Annotated in this window: 21 protein-coding genes; 9 read left to right on the top strand and 12 right to left on the bottom strand. The window is 71.1% G+C overall.

Annotated elements, in window-relative coordinates; genetic code table 11:
- Window positions 1–16: 16 nt before the first annotated feature.
- The 3 genes from K415_RS23920 to K415_RS0108710 all read right to left on the bottom strand — a co-directional run bounded on the left by K415_RS23920 (window position 17) and on the right by K415_RS0108710 (window position 3,004).
- Window positions 17–166, bottom strand: coding sequence for a hypothetical protein (locus K415_RS23920; protein ID WP_155859415.1), 150 nt, complete (start codon window positions 164–166; stop codon window positions 17–19).
- A gap of 83 nt (window positions 167–249) precedes the next feature.
- Entirely contained in the window at window positions 250–1,194 is a 945-nt protein-coding gene (locus tag K415_RS0108715; RefSeq protein ID WP_024286687.1) for a hypothetical protein, read from the bottom strand.
- A gap of 631 nt (window positions 1,195–1,825) precedes the next feature.
- Window positions 1,826–3,004, bottom strand: coding sequence for an IS30 family transposase (locus K415_RS0108710; RefSeq protein WP_155859346.1), 1,179 nt, complete (start codon window positions 3,002–3,004; stop codon window positions 1,826–1,828).
- Window positions 3,005–3,441: 437 nt separating this feature from the next.
- Between K415_RS0108710 and K415_RS0108705 the strand changes: the two genes are divergently transcribed.
- The 4 genes from K415_RS0108705 (at window position 3,442) to K415_RS0108690 (ending at window position 8,119) form a co-directional block, all read left to right on the top strand.
- Window positions 3,442–4,680 (top strand): hypothetical protein, encoded by a 1,239-nt coding sequence (locus tag K415_RS0108705; RefSeq protein ID WP_155859414.1) that lies wholly within the window; start codon window positions 3,442–3,444, stop codon window positions 4,678–4,680.
- The gene (locus tag K415_RS0108700) at window positions 4,677–6,011 is read left to right on the top strand and encodes a hypothetical protein (RefSeq protein ID WP_024286685.1); all 1,335 of its coding nucleotides are present in this window, start codon (window positions 4,677–4,679) and stop codon (window positions 6,009–6,011) included. Before K415_RS0108705 ends, K415_RS0108700 begins: the two co-directional genes overlap by 4 nt.
- A 114-nt stretch (window positions 6,012–6,125) precedes the next feature.
- On the top strand, window positions 6,126–7,187 hold the full coding sequence (locus tag K415_RS22705) for a type IV toxin-antitoxin system AbiEi family antitoxin domain-containing protein (protein WP_024286684.1): 1,062 nt from the start codon (window positions 6,126–6,128) through the stop codon (window positions 7,185–7,187).
- Window positions 7,184–8,119 carry a nucleotidyl transferase AbiEii/AbiGii toxin family protein gene (locus K415_RS0108690; RefSeq protein WP_024286683.1) on the top strand — a complete coding sequence of 312 codons (936 nt, stop codon included), beginning with the start codon at window positions 7,184–7,186 and terminating at the stop codon, window positions 8,117–8,119. Before K415_RS22705 ends, K415_RS0108690 begins: the two co-directional genes overlap by 4 nt.
- 287 nt (window positions 8,120–8,406) lie before the next feature.
- Here K415_RS0108690 and K415_RS24610 read toward each other — a convergent pair whose 3' ends face one another.
- Window positions 8,407–8,796 carry a hypothetical protein gene (locus K415_RS24610; RefSeq protein ID WP_155859413.1) on the bottom strand — a complete coding sequence of 130 codons (390 nt, stop codon included), beginning with the start codon at window positions 8,794–8,796 and terminating at the stop codon, window positions 8,407–8,409.
- 274 nt (window positions 8,797–9,070) lie between these two features.
- On the opposite strand from K415_RS24610, the gene K415_RS0108675 reads away from it, so the two are divergent.
- Window positions 9,071–10,126, top strand: coding sequence for a Fic family protein (locus K415_RS0108675; RefSeq protein ID WP_024286680.1), 1,056 nt, complete (start codon window positions 9,071–9,073; stop codon window positions 10,124–10,126).
- A 363-nt stretch (window positions 10,127–10,489) separates the two neighbouring features.
- Here the strand turns inward: K415_RS0108675 and K415_RS0108670 are convergent, their stop codons facing one another.
- Window positions 10,490–11,257, bottom strand: a complete 768-nt coding sequence (locus K415_RS0108670) for a signal peptidase I (protein WP_024286679.1) — start codon at window positions 11,255–11,257, stop codon at window positions 10,490–10,492.
- A gap of 146 nt (window positions 11,258–11,403) precedes the next feature.
- On the bottom strand, window positions 11,404–12,078 hold the full coding sequence (locus tag K415_RS0108665) for a hypothetical protein (RefSeq protein WP_024286678.1): 675 nt from the start codon (window positions 12,076–12,078) through the stop codon (window positions 11,404–11,406).
- A 651-nt stretch (window positions 12,079–12,729) separates the two neighbouring features.
- Here K415_RS0108665 and K415_RS0108660 point away from each other — a divergent pair.
- The gene (locus tag K415_RS0108660; protein WP_155859412.1) at window positions 12,730–13,380 is read left to right on the top strand and encodes a hypothetical protein; all 651 of its coding nucleotides are present in this window, start codon (window positions 12,730–12,732) and stop codon (window positions 13,378–13,380) included.
- Window positions 13,381–13,478: 98 nt separating this feature from the next.
- Here K415_RS0108660 and K415_RS0108655 read toward each other — a convergent pair whose 3' ends face one another.
- Window positions 13,479–13,913 carry an HIT family protein gene (locus K415_RS0108655; protein WP_024286676.1) on the bottom strand — a complete coding sequence of 145 codons (435 nt, stop codon included), beginning with the start codon at window positions 13,911–13,913 and terminating at the stop codon, window positions 13,479–13,481.
- Between the two features lie 667 nt (window positions 13,914–14,580).
- On the opposite strand from K415_RS0108655, the gene K415_RS0108645 reads away from it, so the two are divergent.
- Window positions 14,581–15,042 carry a hypothetical protein gene (locus K415_RS0108645; RefSeq protein ID WP_024286674.1) on the top strand — a complete coding sequence of 154 codons (462 nt, stop codon included), beginning with the start codon at window positions 14,581–14,583 and terminating at the stop codon, window positions 15,040–15,042.
- Between the two features lie 462 nt (window positions 15,043–15,504).
- Window positions 15,505–15,924: a hypothetical protein gene (locus K415_RS0108640; protein ID WP_231494859.1), complete on the top strand. Its 420-nt coding sequence runs from the start codon at window positions 15,505–15,507 to the stop codon at window positions 15,922–15,924.
- A 75-nt stretch (window positions 15,925–15,999) separates the two neighbouring features.
- Here the strand turns inward: K415_RS0108640 and K415_RS0108635 are convergent, their stop codons facing one another.
- The 4 genes from K415_RS0108635 to K415_RS0108620 all read right to left on the bottom strand — a co-directional run bounded on the left by K415_RS0108635 (window position 16,000) and on the right by K415_RS0108620 (window position 18,605).
- Window positions 16,000–17,238, bottom strand: coding sequence for a TIGR03862 family flavoprotein (locus K415_RS0108635; RefSeq protein WP_024286672.1), 1,239 nt, complete (start codon window positions 17,236–17,238; stop codon window positions 16,000–16,002).
- Window positions 17,239–17,376: 138 nt separating this feature from the next.
- Window positions 17,377–17,508, bottom strand: coding sequence for a hypothetical protein (locus K415_RS24895; RefSeq protein WP_255347121.1), 132 nt, complete (start codon window positions 17,506–17,508; stop codon window positions 17,377–17,379).
- Window positions 17,508–17,939 (bottom strand): SRPBCC domain-containing protein, encoded by a 432-nt coding sequence (locus tag K415_RS0108625; protein ID WP_024286671.1) that lies wholly within the window; start codon window positions 17,937–17,939, stop codon window positions 17,508–17,510. The genes K415_RS24895 and K415_RS0108625 overlap by 1 nt, the downstream gene beginning before the upstream one ends.
- 153 nt (window positions 17,940–18,092) lie before the next feature.
- Window positions 18,093–18,605 (bottom strand): gamma carbonic anhydrase family protein, encoded by a 513-nt coding sequence (locus tag K415_RS0108620; RefSeq protein ID WP_024286670.1) that lies wholly within the window; start codon window positions 18,603–18,605, stop codon window positions 18,093–18,095.
- Window positions 18,606–18,741: 136 nt separating this feature from the next.
- Between K415_RS0108620 and K415_RS0108615 the strand changes: the two genes are divergently transcribed.
- Window positions 18,742–20,985: a 6-phosphofructokinase gene (locus tag K415_RS0108615; RefSeq protein WP_024286669.1), complete on the top strand. Its 2,244-nt coding sequence runs from the start codon at window positions 18,742–18,744 to the stop codon at window positions 20,983–20,985.
- A gap of 37 nt (window positions 20,986–21,022) precedes the next feature.
- On the opposite strand, the gene K415_RS21640 is transcribed toward K415_RS0108615, so the two are convergent.
- A complete protein-coding gene (locus K415_RS21640) occupies window positions 21,023–22,183 on the bottom strand; it encodes a DUF4190 domain-containing protein (RefSeq protein WP_024286668.1) in 1,161 nt (386 codons plus the stop codon).
- Window positions 22,184–22,303 lie beyond the last annotated feature (120 nt).

Here is a 22,303-nt window from a genome sequence, read left to right as displayed (position 1 = left end):
CGGCCCCGTCGCCCCTTCACACCAGGCCCTCGGTGTCCGACGCCAGACGCGCTCCTGCCCGTGTCGCCGCGGCGAGCCCTGCGAGCAGTACGACGATCGTGAGCGGCCACACGGCGACGTCCAGGTCAGGAACGAGCCGGCCTCCCGGGAAGTCGAAGGAGCCCATCCCCGTCTGCACCGGCGTCGTGGCAGCAGTCCGACGCCGACCTCGAACCCGCCGGCGAGCGCGCGCCGACCCTCCACGCCACGTCAGGAGAAGGTCTCCACCCACGCGTCGAGCTCGGCGCGATGCGCGTCGACGTACTCCTGCTGGAGCCGGTCGCGCGCTTCCTGCCAGACATCGTCGTACCGGGTCTCGGCCCGGCAGTCCCAGTCGGCCGTCGCGAGCGCCGCCTCATCGTCCGCCAGCCCGGCCTGCCCGAGGATCAGCCCGTCTGGCCCCTCCTGCCCGAGCGCGGGGTCAGCGGCGATGGCGTCGTTGAACGCGGTCCATCTGTCCCACGCCGCCTCCTCCGCATCGGGTGAGGTCCCGTACCCCGGGTGCCCGGCGTCCGACATGCACGCGGACCACCGGCCGGCGGCAGCGGAGACGGCGGCGTCCGTCGGCGCCGCCTCGGCGTCGACCCGCGTGATCTCTTCCTCGAGCGCCAGTCGGACGGGATCCTCCTCGCGGTCGCCCCAGACCTGTTCGCGGGCTGCACCGAAGCACCCGGCAAGGTCAACTTCCCCTCCGGCATCCGGGTCCGCACCGACCGCGTCACCCCAGAGGGCCTGTTGATAGGCCTCGAGCTCCTCCGGGCTCATCGCGCCCAGGATCGCGTCGTTCGGGTTCACACCCGGCGTGCTCTCGGCGCGCATCTCCTCGGGCAGGGCGGCGAACCCGTAGCCGTAGAGCTCGGCGAACTCGCGGGAACCCGGCGGCGGATCGATCGCTGCGGCGTCGACGTAGTGGTAGCCGGAGGTGTCCGGGACGTACTCGAAGCCCTGCTCGGCCATGCATGCAGCGACGGCCTCCTCCATGTGCAAGGCGCCAGCGGCCGCGTCGTCGGAGGTCACCCCGAGAGCCGCCTCGAGGTAGGCCTCCGCCGGTCCCGGCACGCGGCTGGGAACGGGCTGGGGCTCGGCCTGACGGGCACAACCGACCACGAGGCCGACGAGAACGACGGCGACCGCAGCGGCGGCTCTGCGGTACATCTGTCCTCCTGCGGCGTCTCGGCAGGCTGACGCCGCCAGGCGACCAGGATGCTTCGCCGCCTCAGCCGCCAGCATCTCGGGGGTGACGGGCCCGAGACGGACGAGCGTGGCGGGCCGGGGCACAGACGTCGGGCCCGATGTCGACGGTCGGTGGCTGAACCAGGGCATACCGGCATAGTGGCAGAGCAGCCAACGCGGCGTGGATCGCTTGCCGCAGTTGCCGTTGAGCGGTCGGCGACGGCGGGGCAGGCCTGGAAGGGCTCCCGGACTACCGGGGGAGGGGACTCCCGTTTCTGTCACCGCGGGCACCTCGAGCACGCGGCGGGCAGCGACCCCGATGGCGGCCCAGTACGTCGGGTAGGCGAACTCCGGCGGCCCAGCGGTAGCAGTTTCGGTAGCAGTTTGCCTTCAGACCGACCCTGCCGCGCCCAGCCGCCCGCGTCCGCGCACCGCGCTGACCAGCCCAAACACGTCCACCCACACCCACCCGTGACCCCTCCAGGGCACTTGGAAAGCGTGTTGGGGTAACACCCTCGGGGGTTCGAATCCCCCATCCTCCGCGTGTGGAAGGGCCCGTGACCTGCGGTGACGTGGGGCGGATTCCAGGGGTCGCTGCAACACCGCTGGTTGGTTAGGCGGACAGTAGTTCACCGAGGCGCTCGGCTGGGTTCTTCCAGCCGAGCGTCTTGCGTGGGCGGCCGTTGAGCTCCTGGGCGACGTGCTCGAGGTCCTCGGGCCCGAAGACCGACAGGTCGGTGCCTTTGGGGAAGTACTGGCGCAGCAGGCCGTTGGTGTTCTCGTTCGAGCCGCGCTGCCAGGGGCTGGCCGGGTCGCAGAAGTAGACCTGGATGTCGGTGGCTAGGGAGAACGAGCGGTGGGCGGCCATCTCGGCACCCTGGTCCCAGGTCAGCGAACCGCGCAGGTGCGCGGGCAGGGTCGCCATGGTCGTGACCAGCCCGTCGCGGACCTGCTCGGCGGTGCGCCCATGGGGCAGGTGGACCAGCATCACGTAGCGGGTGGTCCGCTCGACCAGGGTCCCGATCGCCGAGCCGCCGTCCGCGCCGATGATCAGGTCACCTTCCCAGTGCCCAGGGACCGCCCGGTCGGCGACCTCGGACGGGCGCTCGGAGATCATGACCATCGGGTCAACGAACCGGCTGGTGCGCGTGTTCGGGTCACGTCGGGGGCGCCGACGCGCCCGCCCGGTGCGCAGCGCGGCCGCGACCTCGCGGCGCAACCCGCCGCGGGCCTGCAGGTAGAGCGCCTGGTAGATCGTTTCGTGACTCACGCGCATCTCGAGATCGTCAGGGAAGTCGGTCACCAGAGCGTGGCAGATCTGCTCCGGTGACCACCGCAACGCGAGCTTGCCGCGCAGGTAGGCGCGCAACGGCCCGTCAACGGTCAACTTGGCGGTCTTGGGGCGGGGTCGACGAGCCGCCGCAGCCCGGTGCGCAGCGAACGGCGCATAGCGTCCATCAGCGCAGGCGTTGCGGCGGATCTCCCGGCTGACGGTCGAGGGCGCCCGACCCAGCCGGGCCGCGACCGCCCGCACCGACAGCCCCGATCGACGCAGGTCCGCGATCTGCTCACGCTCGCTCAGCGACACGAACCGAGCGTCGAGCACCCGCTCGACGTGTACGAGGTTCAGCGGCGTCGCAACATCGATGATCGTGGTCACGCCCCGTGCATAGTCGACCAACCGACCATCGGGATACAGGCGTCGACCATTGCTCTTGCGCACCCCGCGGTCCCAGTCCCTCGCGGTGCGCCCGCTCACCCCGACGATCTCGGACGCACGACCACGCGACACGCCCTCTGCTCGCAGCCTGTCGTACTCCGCCCGACCCGGGTGCGGCGCCCGGCCCGGGCGAGCCGGCACAACCGAACGTCGCCCCGCCGCCCGCGCCCAGCCGAACGCCGTGTTCGGGTTCACCCCGACCGCACGCGCGGCCAACGTCACCGAACCCACACGATCCAGCTCGACGAAGAACAGATCCCGCAGATGCCCAGAAACGACCACGGTCGCTGCAACTCCTCAGATCGAGGTGTTGCACCGACCGCGTGAACCCGCCTGGGTGGCGGGCCCTTCGTCATGCTGGACATGGACCAACTCAAGCCACGTCCGAGGGCGCTCCCGCGCGAGTGGTAGCAGTTTCGGTAGCCGTCTCGCCGCAGGTGGCCTCTTGCACCGTCGCTCTGGCGGACGAGGCGTGACCCGCGGGAGTCCCCTGTGGTGTGCTGTCGCCCATGAGTCCGAAGAGCCACGGCCGACCCAAGGGGCGCGGCCGCACTCCTGTGCGCCGCCGCCCGCCGGTCCGGGAGCTGACCGAGCTGGACCACGTCCTGAAGGAGGCCCGAGGCCTGCGCGAGTGCAGCTTGCTGGAGGCGGAGGCCGTCGCCAGCGCCTGGCTCGGCGGGGCATGGCAGAAGCGCACCCTCGGCCAGCAGGACGCCGAGGGTGACCTTGTGCGCGCGGTCGTCGGTGCCACCCACGGATCGCGGGCGGACCTTGCATTCCTGGCGCTGCACGCCCTGGCGACGATCCCCCTCGAGGACTGGCAGCGCGACGTCGCCGCCGCACTGGACCGCGCGCCGTCGGACACGGCCCCCGCCTGGGCCGTCGACCCCCGCGCCCGCGTCCCTGAGGTGCCGTACCGCGCGCAACGCTGGTCCGACCCGTGGGGCTCGAACCTCGTCCACCTGCTCCGCTTCACCGAACCGATCGAGCACTCGCTGATCATGAAGGAGACAACGGTCGGCGGGCGGTACGTGCAGGCTTTGGAGGTGGGTGTCCAGGACGCCGAGCCCGACCCGGTCGTCGACGCCCTGACCGTGGCCGAGGTGGACCCGGTCGACGCGCTCGCCGACTTCGCCGACGCGCTGTGGCAGACGGACATGTACTGGCCGCCTCAGGACGATGCCGACTACGTCCTCACCCGGGCGCTCGCCCACTGGCGAACCCGGGGGCACCGTCGCGAGGTCGAGTGGCAGCCACTGCCCGATGACGAACGGCGTCGGCTCATCGACGACTTCGCCGCCGAGAAGGCGGTCGGGGTCGACGCGAGCATCGTTGAGGTCTTGGCCGACACCTTCATCGACTTCGGCGACGGGTACCTGCACGGTGGCGTCCTGGCATGGAGCCCCGGCGAGGTCGAGCGCTTCATGCTCGACTGGGTGCACCGCAAGGTCCTCTTGGAGCCTGAGTGCATCGACGCAGTCCCGGCCGTCCTGGCCGCGTGGGTGCGGTTCGCACTGCACCGCCGCGGGCTGGCGGTCGAGGACATCGCACCGGTGGTCGACGCGGTCGCGGAGGCCACCGGCGAGTTCCACGCCCTGAGCGCCGACGGGAGCGCCGGAGGCCCGGCCAAAGAGATCCTGACCCGAATCCTCGCCGAGGGCGTCGATCTCCAAGACCGCCACGCCGTCGACCGGGTCATCGGCGCGTACAACGCCGAGCAGAACGCTCGAAGCCTTCTCGAGCCGTGACCGGCCCAAGTGTCGAGCGGGCGCTGCTGGAGCTGCCCGACGCGACCCGCGACGAGGCGCGGGCAGCGATCGAGTGGCTGCTCCCCGAGGACGACGACGAGTGGGACGGCCTGCTCCAGCTCACGTTGCAGGGGTTCCTTTGGTACTCGCTGCCGATGAAGTGGCTCACCGACAGCGCCCATCACCACGAGGTCGCCTGGGCGCTCGGAGACCTCTTCGCGGCCGCGGGTCTGGAGCGCTACGCAGGCCTGTGCCGGTCCACTGCCACCCACGAGCTCATCGGCCGGTGGGAGACCGACCCGGAGGCGGCGCGCGCCCAGTTCCACACACTCATGGCCGACTCCGGGGTCGATCCCCCAGACATCGGTCTCCTGATCTGGGGCCAGCTGCAGAGCCTTACCGAGCATGCGGCCTCACTCCACGTGAGCGCGGCTCTCGAGGCCGCCGTCGATGCCGGCTCCCTCGTGCCCGGGCGACGGGGCTGGCGATCGGTCGCGACCTCCGTCACGGAGCGGACGCTCGAGGGGCCCGACCCGCACGGGGAGCACCCCCGCCTCCTTGACGCCGTCGAGGCCGCGCGGTGCAAGGACTGGCTCTCCGACCTCCGGCGCCGGACCGCTATGTCCGACGACGACGCCGCAGCGCTGATGGCGAGCGTCGCGCCGTCGTCGGACGCCGACCTGGGCGCGGTGGGGGCGTCACTGGAGCCGCTGACCTGGTTCCTGCGCAGGATCGGCGATGGCGTCACCATGACCGAGGCCGGCTACCTCCCCCGCCCGCTCGCCCTCGATGCCGACGAGCGCTATAACTGGTTCGGCCTCAAGCCGAAGTTCACCGTGCGCGGTGAGCGGGACCTGCCCGAGCTCATGCTCGTCCATCGCCTCGCCCGTGACGCCCGGCTCGTCACGCTGCGCGGTCGCCGGCTCACGGTGTCGGCACGGGGACGCAAGGCGCTCGACGACGAGAGACTGCTCCCTCGCGTCGTGCTCACCAAGCTCTTCGACCCCACCACGTGGCGGGGCGACGCGGCGATTGGCGTTGCCGTCGCCCTCGTCTGCGCCGACCTGACGCAACGGTTCGCCAGCTCCGACCTCGACGCCGCGCTGCACCGCCACCTGCGAGCGCGCTGGCGGCGCGGCACGACAGCCCTGGCCGTGGACGACGTGCGCGGGGCGGGCGGGCAGTTGCGGACGGCGGCGCAGACCTTCGCGTGGTTCGCGCCCACGGAGCGCGGGGCCTGGGACCTTGCACCCCGGCTCACCGACGTCGGGCGACAGGCGTGCCTGCTCGGCCTCCGGGGGGTCGCCTGCGGACCTCGCCCTGCGCTGTGACAACCCGCAGGCGCTGCTTTCGTATCTCGTAGTTGATACCGATATAGTCCCAGGATCGAAGTGGATCCGAGCTGGCTGCTGCGTTAGTAGCATCTTCAGGCTACAATCGCAGTCATGATGACGGACGTGGTGGCGCGAGCCTCCCAGCTCGCCGCAGGGCAGTGGGGGCTACTCACGACCGCCCAGGCCGCCCGTGAAGGCATCACCCGCCTGCAGCTCGCTCGCCTCGCCGACGCCGGTGTGCTCGAACGCCTCGGCCGAGGGGTCTACGCCACCACCTCATCCGCGGACGAGCACCTCAGCCTTCGTGCCGCGTGGCTGGCCCTGGATCCCACCCGAACCGCCGAGGAGAGGCTGAAGAGTCCGACCACCACTGGCGTGGTGTCCCACGCCTCGGCTGCAGGTCTGCACAACCTCGGCGACCTCCTGGACGACGAGCATGAGTTCACGCTGCCGCAGCGAAAGCAGACCCGGCGTGAGGGCATCCGGGTGCACCGCGGTGACCTGACCGAGCAGGACGTGACGATCGTGGAGGGGCTCCCCGTCACGACGGAAGAGCGCACGATCGCTGATCTGCTCCGTGCCGGGCACGACCCCGAGCACGTCGCCCAGATCATCGGGCAGGGCGTGCGTCGCGGTGTCGTCGACCTCTCCGACCTCGCCGTCCACCTCGACCCCCTCGCCCGCCGCCATAACCAGCCCGACGGGGGGGCGCTGGTCGAGTACTTCCTGGACCTCGTCGGGCTGAGCCGCGCCGCGCTAGCCCGCGAGCTTGCCCAGAGCCCCGCCGGTCAGGATCTGGTGGCCGCTGGACGCCTCAGCGCGATCGGGGAGATGCTCGGGCCGATCTTTCCGCAGATCGACATCGCCCAGCTCTTCGGGCTGGACAAGCTCGACCTCGGCCGGATCTCAGGCCTGAGCGAGGTCGTCGCGCGCATGCAGCCGATCTACCCGGCCATCACGCAACTCCAGGAACTGAGCAAGGTTGCGCTGTCGCCGTCCATGCAGGCTGCCATCGCCGCGACGCAGTCCCCTGGCGTGAAGGCGGCGATCACCGCAGCGAAGTCCCCAGAAGGGGATGCGGCGCGACGGTGGCTCGAGTCCAGCCAGGGCCAGCAGGCCTACCGGGCAGCAACACGAGCCAGGCGCACAGAGAGCGCGGAGGCCGAAGGGTGAGCAAGACGGACGGGTACCGCGACGGCACGGCCCTATGGGCTGCGGCATCCGCGCGCGCCAAGGCAGTTGCGAGCGCCACCGGCGCCGACGTCTCGACGCTGCTGCGCCGCTTCGTGAACGAACGGTTCCTCGCCCGGGTCTTCCACGACCCTGAGGGACAGTGGGTGCTCAAGGGAGGTACCGCCGTCCTCGCCCGGGTCAACGACGCACGGACCACCAAGGACGTGGACCTGCTCCACGAGCTGCAGGACATCGACGCCGCTCTTGAGCGCCTCCGCGCTGCGATCGCGATCGACCTCGACGACCACTGCCGGTTCGTGATCACCGGCCATGAGGCGAGCCTCGCGGGCGGCGGCCAGCCCCGGATCGACGGGTACCGGGTTCACGTGGACGCGTACTGCGGCACGGCACGCAGAGGCAGCTTCGGCGTGGACCTGGTGACCGGGTCGCTGATGACGAGCGAACCGGAGGTCATGACCGACACGGTTCTGGAACTGCGGGGTCTGTCATCCCCGCCGATGCGCCTGTACCCCGTGGTTGACCATGTCGCTGACAAGCTGTGTGCGACACAGGCCACGTACGGCTCGGCCGGCGATCGCCCGTCGAGCCGCGTGCGTGACCTCGTCGATCTCGTGGTGCTCGCCCGGTCGCAGGACATCGACGGCGACTCTCTCATCGGCGCGATCCGCGCCGAGTGGGTCCACCGTGGCCTCGACGGTGACCCGCTGTTCGCGCCGCCGGCGAACTGGGATCGGCTCTACCCGCCCGTCGCAAGAAAGGTCCGTGCATGCGAGGGCCTGACCATGTACGCAGCCGCGGTGGAGTTCGTCAGCGAGTTCCTCGGCCCGGCCCTTGACGGTTCAGCGACCGGGCGTCGCTGGTCATCGGAGCGTTCCGCATGGGAGCCACCGCGAGAGCGACCCGAGCGGTAGCAGTCTCGGTAGCAGTTTGCCCTCAGATCAAACCTGCCGCGCCAGTCCGCCCCCGTCCGGGCAGCCCGCTGACCAGCCCAAACACATCCACCCACGCCCACCCGCGACCCCTCCAGGGCATTTGGAAAGCGTGTTGGGTGAAGCCCTCGGGGGTTCGAGTCCCCCATCCTCCGCGTGTGGAAGTGCCCGTGACCTGCGGTGACGTGGGTGGCGGGTCCTTTGACGTGGGTGGGGATGGGAGGTAGCAGTTCTGGCAGCAGTCGTCATCCGACCCGACTCCCACAGGTCTAGTGCCCCACTGTGATCGCGGGTAGCTGGTCGAGGATGGTGCGGGCGTCGGGTCCTGGTGTGGGGTCAGCGGGGATGGTCTGGTCGCCGATCGCGATGACGACCGAGCGCAGAGGCCGCAGGGTCTGCACGAGCTTCTTGATCGTGACGCCGGTGGTGTCCTGCAGGTAGCGGGCCACCGCCAGAGGGGCGACCACGATGGTCACACGGGCTTCGATGGCCTCGCGCCGGCCGGCCGGCGGCGGGCATTCGCCGGGACTCCGACGGGTGCCGCGAACTAGTCTGGCGGCATGCGCCAGCCCTGGTCGCAGTCTGCCGGCGACGTCGACATGGTCGACGTCATCCTGGTGGAGGACGAGGCCGCTGATGAGTTCCTGGCCCTGCTGCACGAGCTCGCGCTCGAGGCGATCGCTCTGCGCGCAAGCTCGCCTGGCGACCCACGCCCGGAGATCGGTCCCGACCAGACACAAACGCGAGCGTCTGGCCGACAGCGGCGCGCGTGGCCTCGTCGCCCAGGGGCTTGACCTGCGCGGACGCATCCGCCAGGGTCCGCGTGCACCCCCTCCCAGGATCACGATGTTGCTCTGCCTCGATTCGAAGCGGCACAACGTAGCAACTTCGCGGCGCAGCGGACACCGCGAAGTTGCTGTGCTCCAATTAGATGTGGCCGAGCGCAGCAACATCTCACGACGGGGGCCAGGGCGTCCGTCCCGCCAGGACGTCTACGACCGGCTCGACGCGGCCATCGCCGAGGTCCGCGACCGCCTCGGCGGGCTGCCCACGCCTGACCAGGCGCGCGCCATCTGGGACGAGCTGTGGGTGCACGAGGCCCACAACTCCACAGCCATCGAGGGGAACACCCTGGTGCTTCGCGAGGTCGAGCAACTCCTGCTCGAGGGCCGCGCGGTCGGCGACCGCCAGCTGGCGGACTACCTGGAGGTCAAGGGTTACGCCGACGCCGCGCGGTGGGTCTACGGGCAGGCCCTGGAACCCTCGGCACAGGGACCCGACGAGCTGCTCACCCTGACCGAGGTCCGACGCGTCCACCAGATGGCGACGGGACCCGTCTGGGACGCGGCGCCTCACCCCGACGCAACACCCGACGAGTCGCCAGGCAGCTTCCGCAAGCACGACATCCACCCCTTCCCAGGGGGGATGCGCCCGCCTAGGTTCGCTCTTGTCGAACCCACGCTGCGCGACTGGCTCGACCAGGTGAACGCCATCCCGAACAGCGACCGCCATCCGATGGAGCTCCTCGCCCAGGCGCACGTCGGCTTCGAGCAGGTCCATCCCTTCCTCGACGGCAACGGCCGCACCGGCCGGCTCCTGCTCAACCTCGTGCTTGCCCGGCTCGGCTACGCGCCCGCGATCATCCAGAAGCGCGAACGCCCCCGCTACCTCGACGCCCTCCGCGCAGCCGACACCGGGAACACCGGACCGCTGGCTGAGCTCATTGCCCGGACCGTGCTGGACAACCTCTACCGATTCGTGGTCCCAGCCCTCGCCGGCCCCGCACGCCTCGTCCCGCTCGCCTCGCTCGAGACTCCACAGATCAGCCGTGTCGCCCTACGCAATGCCGCCCAGCGCGGCCGCCTGCGCGCCCAACGGGGCGACGACGGCCAATGGCGCAGCAGCCGCACCTGGGTCGACGAGTACATCGCGGCCCGGTACACCCGGCGCACCGAGACCGCTGACGGCGCCCGACCTGGGGTTGGGTAGCGGCTCGACTCCGGCGGTGGGTTGAGTAGCCTCCGCCCGCGGCCCGCAGGCGACCGGAGCGCGCTACCGGCTGCGGCACGGCGCTCCTGTCTTCGGCACGATGTGGGCACGGCACATCGACGCCCGGTCCCAGCCGCCGCCCGCCTGCTCGACGGCGAGGTCCTCGATCTGGACGACCTCGCTACCCGAGAGGTCGTGCTCGCCGACCCGACGACAAGGGTCGCCGACACCGGACTCACCTGCAGCCCGTCGACCAGCTCTGGTCGGCTCCGTAGGCGGCGCCCGTCGTCGGATCGGAGAACTCAGCGGGCCATGGGACGACGACGCAGGGATCAGCCGGCCGGAGCGCGCGCCGGCGCTCGGTCAGTCCGCCCGCTCGCCGCGGTGTGCCCCTCCGCGGGTCCGCCCTCCGCCCGGAGATGCCGACACCCGGTCACGCCTGCGGATCGAACCACCGGGCGCCTCCACATCTCCCTTCGCTGCGACGAGCGCCGGGGCAGAGACGCCAGGCGCGCCGGGGCGCGACCCGGCGGGCGGCTCGTCCGACCGCGACTCCGGCTCGTGACCCGGCGGCACAGGGTCGAGAGCGGGCGCGGACTCACCCAGGCGTGCCCGCCGAGCGCGGGAGAAGCCCCCGGCCACGGAGAGCAGGACCATGAGCGCCCCCGCAGCCATCGTCAGGTTCCGGCCGAGCGGCCCGTGGACCCACACGGCGACATAGCCGATCCACGGGAGCGAGAGGACCGCCCGGTGCGCCGTCGTGCCCTGGAGGGTCAGCGTCCACGGGTCGGGTGCGTCGTTGGCGTCGCCCTGGGTCCGGATGACCGGCCCGGCCTCGCTGGGGGTGAGCTCGACGACGCGGTGCACCGTGAACTCGTCCGGCTTGCCCGGAGGGTGGAACAGCAGCACGTCCCGCGCCTGCAGCTCCGACAGCGGGATCCGCTCGGTGACGACCACCCCACCGACCGGCAGGCCCGGCCGCATGCTGCCCGAGAGCACTGGCCGGATCTGATACTCGCCAACGGCCACGCCGACGACCGCCAGCCCGACCAGCGCCACGAAGAGGGCCAGGAAGGCGCGCCCGACCCACTGGCGCGCCCGGTCGAGCTGAGACCGCTGGCGTGCACGCATGAGTACTCCTGACGTCGACAGCTACCTGGGAGGTGCCCAAGTTCGCGAGATGGGGGGATACGTCGGTGTGAGACCTCGGCACGTGAGCCACGGGAGTACGCCGTGGTGGGGGGATCCCGACGGTCCCCCCACCACTGCGCAACGGCTCAGCCGGTGAAAGAGAACGTCAGGGTCGGCGTGACCACACCACCCATCGCGTCATTGGTCAGGCTGGTGGGCTGCACATAGCCACCGGAGAGGGCCTGCCAGGCGGCCCTGGTGTTGGAACCGTCGCTGATCGTCGTGCCGCAGTAGGACGAGTCCTGGCCCGCGTAGAAGCTCACGGCGTACGTAGCGTCGCCGTCGCCCGGGTCAAGCCTGACCGGGTTCTGCTTGACCGTCGGGACCAGCGTGATGGCAGCCCACAGCGGACCGTTCCCCTCGACCCACGTGCCGCTCGGGTCGGAGCCCTGGATGCAGACGTTGATCTGGTTCCTGAGGGCGACCGAGGCGGCAGCGCTGCCGTGCGTCTCGCTGATCTGGATGGCATCGAAGAACGCCGGGATGGTGCCGGTGTTGTTCAGCGTGATGGTGATCGGATCCGACTCGAAGGTCGAGCCCACGGGGCCCACAGGGGGCAGGGTGACGGCGTCGCACTTGTTCGACGCGTCCGTGCAGCCCGGGATGTCGGGCGACGACAGCGACACGTCGAGAGTCCCAGCCGTGATGGTCTGGGTGCTCGACGTGGACTCGGTGAAGGTGGCGGCGGCGCCGACACCGATCGCGGCGATCCCGACCAGGGCGACGCCGACAAACGCGAGGGAAGGATGCGGGGTGGACATGAGCTGCCTCCTGGGGGATGACAGAGCGCCGGTTTCGCCTTTGACTCCCCGCCGATCCACTGGGGCGACCACACGATCGACGGATCCACGTCTCGCTCACGGACCTGACGGACCGCACCACAGGCGTAGCACCAAATCCGGATGGGTGTGGGCAAAACGGACAAACAGTACACAACCAATATCAGCCCTTCACCCGGTTGGCCGCACTCCGTCCCGTGGCGGCAGGCCGCCCTCGTCCGCGCAGAGTTGCGCGACCTTCCAACAGACGCGTCTCCTAGCCTGGCCGATTCGGCAGCAAGGTCGAGCGGTCAGTAGGTTCGCGGCCCTGACGACGTCGTACGTTCCCCATCGAGTCATCAGACCTGGGACGCCCGGCGAGCGGACAGCGGCGAGCATCTCCACGCTGCCGATCCCGTGGGCAGAAGGAGAGTCGCGACCCAAGGGCCCGCACTTCGACGGCGTGATGTCGCGACTCATGGCGAACCTGGCTTCCGGATCGAGCTCGACGAGCACCGCGGTCGCCAATCCCTCCATCTCAGCATCTCGGAGACTTCGCTCTTCGCGTTCGCGGCCACTCAGTGGGCCGATCGCGATCCCCGACGTCACGGCGATCTCGCCTACTGCGCGCGCGGTCTGTCTGTGAACCTTCTCTTGATCGACGACGCCAGCAAGGTGGTCTTCGTCCGCAGGAGTCCGGACATCAGCCACGGGAACGGCTTCGCTGGCGCGGCAAGCGATGCCTGTGAACTGGTCGACCGTGCGGGCATGCGCGCTGATCGTGACGACTCAGGCTTCCCCGACCCGCTCCGTACTGTCCGGCGTGAGGCTCGTGAGGAACTCGGCCTTGACCTCTCGACCCGGGAAGCGAGGCTGAGCACGCTCGGCCTGACCCAGGTGAAGAGCTGGCACGATCTCTTCACCTACGTCCTTGTTGCGACCGCTCGACTGGCGGAGCCCGCTGAGCGCTTCCGGTTGGTCCCGGGCTCGACGGATGACGTCGAGGGGACCTGGGAACTGGGCAGTGATGCGATGGTCGTCGACCTCAAGGCCGCGCTCTCGGACCGTGGGGAGCTCGTTCGCCTGGTTCGATGGCTGCGGTCCGCCGAACAGGTGCTGCCCCACGCAACGGGATCGCTCCTGCTCCTGCTGGCCGCGAATCTCGGGGACGAGGTGAAGAGGCGCACGAGGAAGTCGCCGACCCTGGCAGACCTCCAGTCCGCCGTCTCCGAGCCGCCGCCCACGGGTCGCGCTGCCGTCCCTCGATCCGTCGCGTTCCAGCCACTCTGGGCCAAGGAGCGGTAGCGGTCCTGGTAGCAGTCCGGGGTCGCAGATCCCGTCCACACCGAGCCACCCCGGTCCTCGCAGGTCGCTGACCAGCCGCAGCGGACGACGCCGTCGCCTCAGCAGGTGTCACCCCATGCGGCCCTGATCGCCTCGGCGTGCGCGTCGAGCTGCGCACGGCTCGGGCCTGACCCCCATCGCGCGTCGATGGTGAAGCCGTCGCCCGGATACCGGGGGATCACGTGGAGGTGCGAGTGGAAGACCTCCTGGAACGCGGCCTCGCCGTCGGCGTAGAAGAGGTTCACCCCTTCGCAGCGCAGCGGCGCTCGTCGAAGGGCGGCCGCCACCTTTCGGGCAACAGCGAGCATCTCGCCCGCGAGCTCATCGGTTAGGTCACTCAGGGCCGGAAGAGGAACCCTTGGCATGACGAGCACGTGACCTGCGGTCACGGGGTCGGTGTCCATGATGGCGAGCACCGTCTCGGACTCCGTGATCCGACTTGCCGCGAGGTCACCGCGAGCGATCCGGCAGAAGACGCAGTCATCGGACGTCATGGTCAGAGCGTCCCGCGACACGCCGGTGCGACCCCAGAGGCGCGCCACGGTGGCGGCAGGTTCCGGCAGACGACGGGCCCCGGATCACGGCTCCGACTGCCAGTGCCACCCAGGTGTACCGCAGCTCGTCGGGGGCCACCTGGCCTCAGGCGCCCGCGACAAGGCGCGCCTCCATCCCGACCTCGTCGAGTGGGGTGCCCTGTCCCCGGACGAGAAGCAGAAGGACGTCGACAGCGTGTCCAGCACATCCGCCCTCATGAAGACCCTCGGACTCACCCTGACCGACTCGCCGAACCGCCGGCCGTGAGGTACTCACGGGTCCCCCACGAGGTCACGGCCGAGATCCTGACCGCACCGTGGACGTGGAGCACCTCGAACGGCGACATGGCCACGGCCGAGGCCCGCGACTACCGCCTCACCGACCCCGCGACGGGTGCGCAGTGGTCGATCACGCCAGGCGCTTTCGCCGAGAGCTACCGCCACCTCCACGGGCCGACGTTCGTCTCACGTGGCGACGTGGTGGCGCGCCGGCTGACGCCCGGCGAGCCGTCGACAGACGTCGCCACGCTGGAGGGGCTGGAGCGGGCGCTCCCAGGCGGCGTCGGCAAAGGGCACAAGCTGCAAGCGCCGCTAGCTTCTGGCCGCCGCAGCTGCGAAGCTCGCGGCCGTGGACATCCGGCATGCGCGCTTCGTGCGCTCCGTGCTGGACTCCGCAGAGTCCGCCGAGCTCGAGCACGTCGACGCGCTCGCCGACCAGCTCACGGAGCACCTGACCACCCACGGGCCGCAGATCGACCTGGTCCACATCCATCGCGCCCAGTCCAGCGCCGTCCAGACGATCGTCGCGGCCATGCTCCGCGAGCACCTCGGCTTTCGCGAGGAGGTCGTCCTGACCCCACAGGACGGGTTCGTCACCCACGCCCGACCCGACTTCGTCTACACCCTCGGCCCCGGCCGCGGGATCATCGCCGAGGTCGAACGCGGCGGCACCACCACCAACAGCCACGACCTCAAGGACCTCTGGAAGACGCACATCGCAGCCGACGCCCAGCACCTGTTCCTCGTGGTCCCAACGCCAACTGGAACGAGGCCGGAGTCGCTCGCGAGCACCCCTACGCCCGCGTCCTGACCCGGCTGGGCTCCTTCTTCGGCAACCCACGACGCGAGATCGACGTCGTCAGCCTGCACGTCTTCGGCTACGGGCGAGACACCTGAAGCCCGGTCTGGCGCGTGCTCCGGAACATGCGACCGGTAGCGGTCCCGGTAGCAGTGCGACGCCCAGGTAGACCGCCCACCGCCGCCCACCTGCGGGCGTCGCTGCGGGCCTGAGCGCCCCGCCCCGATCAACCGTGGGCCGAGAGTCGCAAGGCCCTGAGTGGCGAGCACGGCCCAACGAGGTCAGGGGCTCGTGTCCCTCGAAATCAGGGGTTCGAGCTGCGCGAAATCAGGAGTTGGGGCTGCGCGTGGGCCGGCCGGTGACCGTGCTGAACACCAGCTCGCTGCCGTTCCACGTCGACCCGGCGGAGCGGGCGCGGCACGGCCACGGCCCCGGTTCGACGTACGCTCCCTTGTCGTGGCCACGTTCTCCTCTGTGACGAGACAGCACGTCCTCCAGGCGCTCGCCGAGTACGACGCCCGGGGTGGCGAGGAGTTCCTCGAGGTCTACGGCTTCGAGCCGTCCCGGGGCTACACGCTCGTCCATGAGGGCCACAGCTACGACTCGAGGGCGATCCTCGGGGTCGCCCACCGCTTCGCCACCGGGCGGCTCGCAACGCCGGACGACTTCAGCGGCGGCATGCAGGGGCCCGTCGCGATCCTGCGCAAGCGAGGCTTCGAGGTGTCCGAGCCGGTGTCGGCAGCGCGCGCGGCGCCCGTGCGCGCCCCGCGGACCACGCGCGCACCGCGGAGCCCGGTCGCGCGGTCCGCCGCCGCCCGCGAGACTCCGGCCGCGATCTGCCCGACGTGCTTGATGACCCTCCCGGCGACGGGTGTCTGCGACGAGTGCGGCTGAGGCCTGCGGCATCTCCCGCCGCCGCGATGATCGCCGGCCGCAGCCTGATCCCGCTGAACGACGTGCTGCCGAGCCTCACTCCCGCGTTCCGGGCGAGACGGCGCGCCGGAGCCAGTCCAGCGCGCCCTGTCCCGCGACCACGCCGGTGCTGAACGAGGCCTGCAGCAGGTAGCCGCCGGTGGGCGCCTCCCAGTCGAGCATCTCGCCGGCGACGAACGTGCCGGGCAACCGGCGCAGCATCAGCGACTCGTCGACCTCCGGCCATGCGATGCCGCCCGCGGTCGAGATCGCCCGTTCGATCGGCATCGTCGCGGTCACCACCACCGGCACCGCCTTGACCAGCGCGGCCGTCGCCGCGGCATCGCTCGGCATCGCCCCGCCGCTCGACTCGCGCATCAGGGCGATCGCGACCGGATCCAGACCGATCGAGCGGCGCAGCCAGGTCGAGCCGGAGTCCTTCGGACGGCGGTGCTGCAACCGGTCGGCGAGCTGCTGGACGGTGCGGTCGGGACGGAGGTCGACCTCGAGGACGCACCGCCCGTCGGCGTCGAGGGCGTCGCGGATCGCGACGCCGATCGCGTAGACCGGGCCGCCCTCCAGCCCGGTCCGCGTCACCATCGCGTCACCGCGCACCGACGGACCGGGGCCGCGGACCGTCAGACCCACCTGCTTCAGCGGCGTCCCCTCGAACCGGTCGGTGAACGCGCCGGTCCACTCGACCCGCACCCCGACGTTCGCCGGCCGCAGCGGCGTCACCGCCACACCCCGGTCGGAGAACGGGCCGACCCATCCGCCGTCCGAGCCGAGCCGCGGCCACGACGCCCCACCGAGCGCGAAGACCGCCACGTCGTCGGCGACCTCGACCGTCGCTCCGTCGGCGCCGGTCAGACGCAGCGCGCCGTCGTCCGTCCATCCCGTCCACCGCTGCCGCGTCTCGATCCGCACCCCGAGCTCGGCGAGGCGCGCCCACCACGCGCGGACCAGCGGTGTCGCCCGGAACGACCGCGGGAACACGCGCCCGCTGGACCCGACAAAGGTCGGCTCACCCAGACCCGCACACCAGTCCCGGAGATCCTCCGGGCCGAAGACCGCGAGCATCGGCGCGAGCCGGTCGGCGGATCTGCCGTACCGGGCCAGCAGGCTGTCGCGGTCCTCGGAATGGGTGATGTTCAGCCCGCCGTGGCCCGCCAGGAGGAACTTGCGGCTCACCGACGGCATGCGGTCGTAGACGGTCACAGCAACGCCGGCCCGGGCCAGCACCTCCGCGGCGATCAACCCCGCAGGGCCGCCGCCGATCACGCTCGCCGTGCTCACCGGCCGTACCGGACGACGGGGCGGACAGGCACGGGCATCTGCCGAACGTATCCCACGCGTGACGGCTCCCATGAGCGCGAGGCCGCCCGAGGTCGCGAGCCCGTCGGGGACGACGGGCGGGGCCGCGCCGCGGCAGGCTCAGGACGCCGCGGCGACGGCTGTCTCGCGGGGCGCATCGTCGAGGGCGGCCCGCTCGAGAGTGCTCTCGGCCTCGCCGTCGGTCAGGGCCAGCGCGAGCTCGACCAGCAGCGGCCGGCACCCAGCGCGCATCAGCCTCGTTCGGCGATCACCTTCACGCTCGCCACGAGCTGGTCCCACATCGACGCGGAGTGCTCGGCCTCCTCGGCGCTCGCGTTGCCGCCCTGCGACAGGGTCAGCAGCGTGCCCCCCGCCGTGCCCTCGAGCGTCCAGGTCAGCGTGTGGTAGCTCTCCGGCACATCGGGCTGGCCGCTGAGCGGGCTGAAGTGGGTGTTGACCAGGCGGCGCCCGGGTTCGACCTCGAGGATCACGCCCTTGTCCTCGTACTCCTTGCCCTCCCACACGCCACGCCACACGATCGGGGAACCGACCGTCCAGTCCGTCACGACCTCGGCGCCGAACATGAACTCCCGCACGGCGTCGGGATCGGTCAGGACGGACCACACCCGGTCCGGTGCCGCGTCGATCGTGATCGTCGACGTCGCAACATGATCGTTCGCCATGGTTCCTCCTCGTCGGACGGCTGCCCCGCTGCGGCGCAGCGCGGGCGGACCCTCGTCGACCAGTGTTCGCGCTCTGCGGCCCATCCGCGCGTCAGGCGTCGTCCGGTGCGCGCCGTCGAGCAGAGCCGCGCCCTCACCCGGGACATGCGCCGGTCAGCCCAGCGCGCGGTAGTCGTTCGCGCGGGTGACGTAGCGCGACGAGTTGCCGTGCAGGGCCGCGACCTCCTCGTCGGTGAGCTCGCGGCGCACCTTCCCGGGCACCCCGGCGACGAGCGATCGCGGCGGGATCGTGGTGCCTTCGAGGACGACCGACCCGGCGGCGACCAGCGAGTCCCGCCCGACACGGGCGCCGGTCAGCACTGTCGCGTTCATGCCGATGAGGCAGCCGTCCTCGATCGTGCACCCGTGCACCACGGCGCCGTGCCCGACGCTCACGTTGTTGCCGACGATCGCCGGGAACCCCTGCTCCGTGTGGACGACGACGTTGTCCTGCAGGTTCGACCCGGCACCGAGCTCGATCTCGTCGATGTCGCCACGCAGCACCGCGCCGAACCACACGCTCGCGTCGGCGTGCACCCGCACCTTCCCGATCAGGGCGGCGTTCGCCGCGATCCACGCGGTCTCGTGCACCTCGGGTGTGCGGCCGGCGAACGGCAGGGAGATCATGCGGCCTAGGCTAGTTTCCCCGGCGCACCATCACGCGAAGGCACCATCGGAACCTGGAGCGGCGGCGCCCGGTGCTCTGGACAGCGGCGGCGAATAGGCTCGTCCGAGAGCACCACCGCCGACCAAGGGATCCGACATGGGCAACACAGCGCGCGCCGACAGCGGCGGGGCGAGCCCGAGGACCACGATCGCCGTGCTCACGTCCGGCGGTGACGCCCAGGGCATGAACGCCGTCGTCCGGGCCGTCGTGCGGACCGCGATCGGCGCCGGGGCCGACGTCTACGCCGTCTTCGAGGGTCTGCAGGGCATGGTCGAGGGCGGCGAGCGGATCAAGAAGTTCGACTGGGGCTCGGTGGGGTCGATCCTGCACCGCGGCGGAACCGTGATCGGGACCGCCCGCTCGGCCGACTTCCGCCGGCGCGACGGGCGCCTCAAGGCCGCCCGCAACCTCGTGCACCACGGGATCGACCGGATCGTCGTGATCGGCGGGGACGGCTCGCTGTCGGGCACGGACCTGTTCCGCAGCGAGTGGACCGGGCTGCTCGACGAGCTCGTCGCACAGGGCGAGATCACCGCGGAGCAGGCCGGGCGGCACAGCCATCTCATGATCGCCGGCGTCGTCGGCTCGATCGACAACGACATGGTCGGCACCGACATGACTGTCGGCGCCGACTCGGCCCTGCACCGGATCGTCGAGGCGATCGACGCTCTCTCGAGCACGGCGGCGAGCCATCAGCGCTCGTTCGTCGTCGAGGTCATGGGCCGGCACTGCGGCTACCTCGCCCTGATGAGCGCGATCGCCGGTGGTGCCGACTACGTGCTCATCCCGGAGAACCCGCCGGCCGACGGCTGGGAGGACGAGATGTGCGCCCGGCTGCGTGCGGGTCGCGCTGCCGGACGCCGCGACAGCATCGTCGTCGTCGCCGAGGGCGCCCGGGACCGCTCAGGAGAGCCGATCACGAGCCAGGGCGTCCGGGACATGCTCGAGGAAAGGCTCGGCGAGGACACCCGGGTCACGATCCTCGGTCACGTGCAGCGAGGCGGCACCCCCAGCGCGTACGACCGGTGGATGCCGACGCTGGTCGGCCACGCAGCGGCGCTCGAGGTCGTCAACGCCGGCCCCGACCACGAGCCGCAGCTCATCGGCGTGCGCAACAACCGGGTGCACCGGACCCCGCTCATGGCGGCCGTCCAGCGCACCAGGGAGATCCCCGGGCTGATCGACGCCGGCGACTACGACGGTGCGATGGCCGCCCGCGGCTCGTCCTTCACCGAGATGGTGCGGGTCTTCCAGGGCATCGCCCAGGTGGCGCCGACGGACGCCCCGACGGGCTCGCGGATCGCCATCCTGCACGCTGGTGGGCTGGCGCCGGGCATGAACACCGCCGTGCGGGCCGCCGTGCGGTTCGGCCTGTCCCGCGGGCACACGATGCTGGGCGTGCGGGGCAGCTTCCAGGGCCTCATCGACGGCCAGGTCAGCGAGATGACCTGGGGAGATGTCGACGGCTGGGTGGGTCTGGGCGGGGCGGAGCTCGGCACCAGCCGGGCGACACCCAGCGTCGAGCAGTACTACGCGGTGAGCCGCGCGCTCGAGAACCACGACATCGAGGCGCTCCTGGTGGTCGGCGGGCACAGCGCCTACGAGGCCACCTACCGGATGCTCCAGGAGCGGGACCGCTACCCCGGGTTCCACGTGCCCGTCATCTGCCTGCCCACGAGCATCGACAACAACCTGCCCGGGTGGGAGATGGCCATCGGTGCCGACACGGCACTGGGCGAGATCGTCAGCGCGGTGGACCGGCTCAAGCAGTCGGCGATGGCGTCACGCCGGTGCTTCGTGGTCGAGGTGATGGGGCGCTACTGCGGCTACCTCGCGCTCATGGGCGCACTGTCCGTCGGCGCCGAGCGGGTCTACCTGCACGAGCAGGGCGTGCACCTGGCCGACCTCACGGCGGACGTCGCGCAGATGGTGGCGAGCTTCGCAGCGGGCCGCCGCTTCCACCTCGCGATCCGCAACGAGGACGCGAGCATCGGGTACACCACGGAGTTCCTCTGCCAGATGTTCACGGAGGAGTCCGGCGGGGACTTCGACGTGCGTCCGATGGTCCTCGGCCACCTGCAGCAGGGCGGCAACCCGACACCCTTCGACCGCGTCCACGCGACCCGCCTCGCCGCCTACTGCGTCGACTGGCTCTCCGGTCAGATCGTGGGCGGCAAGCGGGAGTGGGGCTTCGTCGGGCTGACGGACGGCGTGCTGTCCACCGTGCCCCTGAAGACCATGCCCGACCTCGTCGACATGGAGCTCCGCCGGCCGATCGACCAGTGGTGGCTCGAGCTGCAGCCGATCATGGACGCGCTCGCGACGGAGCCACCCGAGTAGGGACGCCGGACGGGGCCGGTCGCGTCGGTCGACGGGCTCAGGTCCCTGAGCCGTACCCTGCCGCGATGATCGACTCGATCTGCGCCTGTTCCCGGTCGTAGGCCGCCTCCTGCTCGGCGCTGATGGCCGCCCGGTCCTCGTCCGACATCTGGTCCCATTCCTCGTGCACCCGCGTCTGCTCGGCGCGATCCTCCGCAGTGAGCGGGGTCTGCCACGCCTCGGGGAAGTCCGGTGGGCCTTCGACGTCCACGAAGCCGCCGTACCAGCACGTGAACTCGGCACCGAGATAGCCCTGCCAGAAGGCGTAGATGGAGTCCTGCTCCAGGTCGAGGTCGCCGGCCATGGTGTAGAGGGCGTTCTCCAGGTCGAGGTCACCCAGTGCACCGACCGGCTCCTCGAGCAGGAGCACGAGCGCCTCCCGGTCCGAGCGGTCAGCCAGATGGTCACGATTGCCGGCGAGCAACGAGCAGACCTCGACGTCGACCTCCGGCACATGCCGGACCCCGAGGTCGGCCGGCGGCCCGAGGGACGACGTCCGCGCCTTCTCCTCACCGCGGACCCGCACCTCGGCCACCGTGGCGTCGAGGTCTGCCTGCGCAGAGGCCTGGCGTTCGTCGGCCGTGGCCGCACTCAACGTGAGCGCGTAGCCGCGGTCGGGGCACTGCGCCGCCTGCACCTCGCCGTCGGCGTAGGAGGCGCTGTAGCCGGGCCGCGAACCCTGGACGCACACGGCATCACCGCTGCGGAAGGCGAGCACCTCGACCCCGCGGACGGCACCCTCGGCGTCGACATCGACGTCGTCCAGATCCTTGAACGAGGAGAGCCACTCCCCGGTCCCCGCATGGTGCTCGTCGAGCCCCCGAGCGATGTCGGTGACCACCGCGTGCACCCGGGTCCGGTCTCCCCGCGTCTGGGCCTCGTCCTGCCACTGGTCGACGATGCCCGACGTCGCCAGGAACCACAGAAGGCCGCCGACGCCGACGACTGTGGCGATCGTGGACAGGACCGCGCCTACCATCGCGATCCCCCAGCCTCCGTCGCCGGTTCGCCGGATCCGGCGCAGGGCGAGGTAGGAGAGCACCAGCCCCAGGGGCCAGAAGACGAACGTGAGCACCAGACCCCAGATGGCCAGCGGCTCGGTGTCGCGATACGAGCGCGGCGGGTGCTGCGGACCGCTCGTCGGGCGCTCGTCGGACATCGACTCTCCAGGGCGGGTCGTGGCGGAACAGGGCGATTCGGACCGAACCCTACCGATGCGGTCCACCGGCCGGTCCAGCGCCGTGCACCCGAAGGGCTGGCGCACGACCTCCCCATACGC

Origin of the sequence: Cellulomonas sp. KRMCY2 (genome assembly GCF_000526515.1) — a bacterium.
Lineage (GTDB): Bacteria > Actinomycetota > Actinomycetes > Actinomycetales > Cellulomonadaceae > Actinotalea.
The sequence above is the reverse complement of the archived record's forward strand: the minus strand, read 5'-3'. Positions and strand labels throughout refer to the sequence as shown.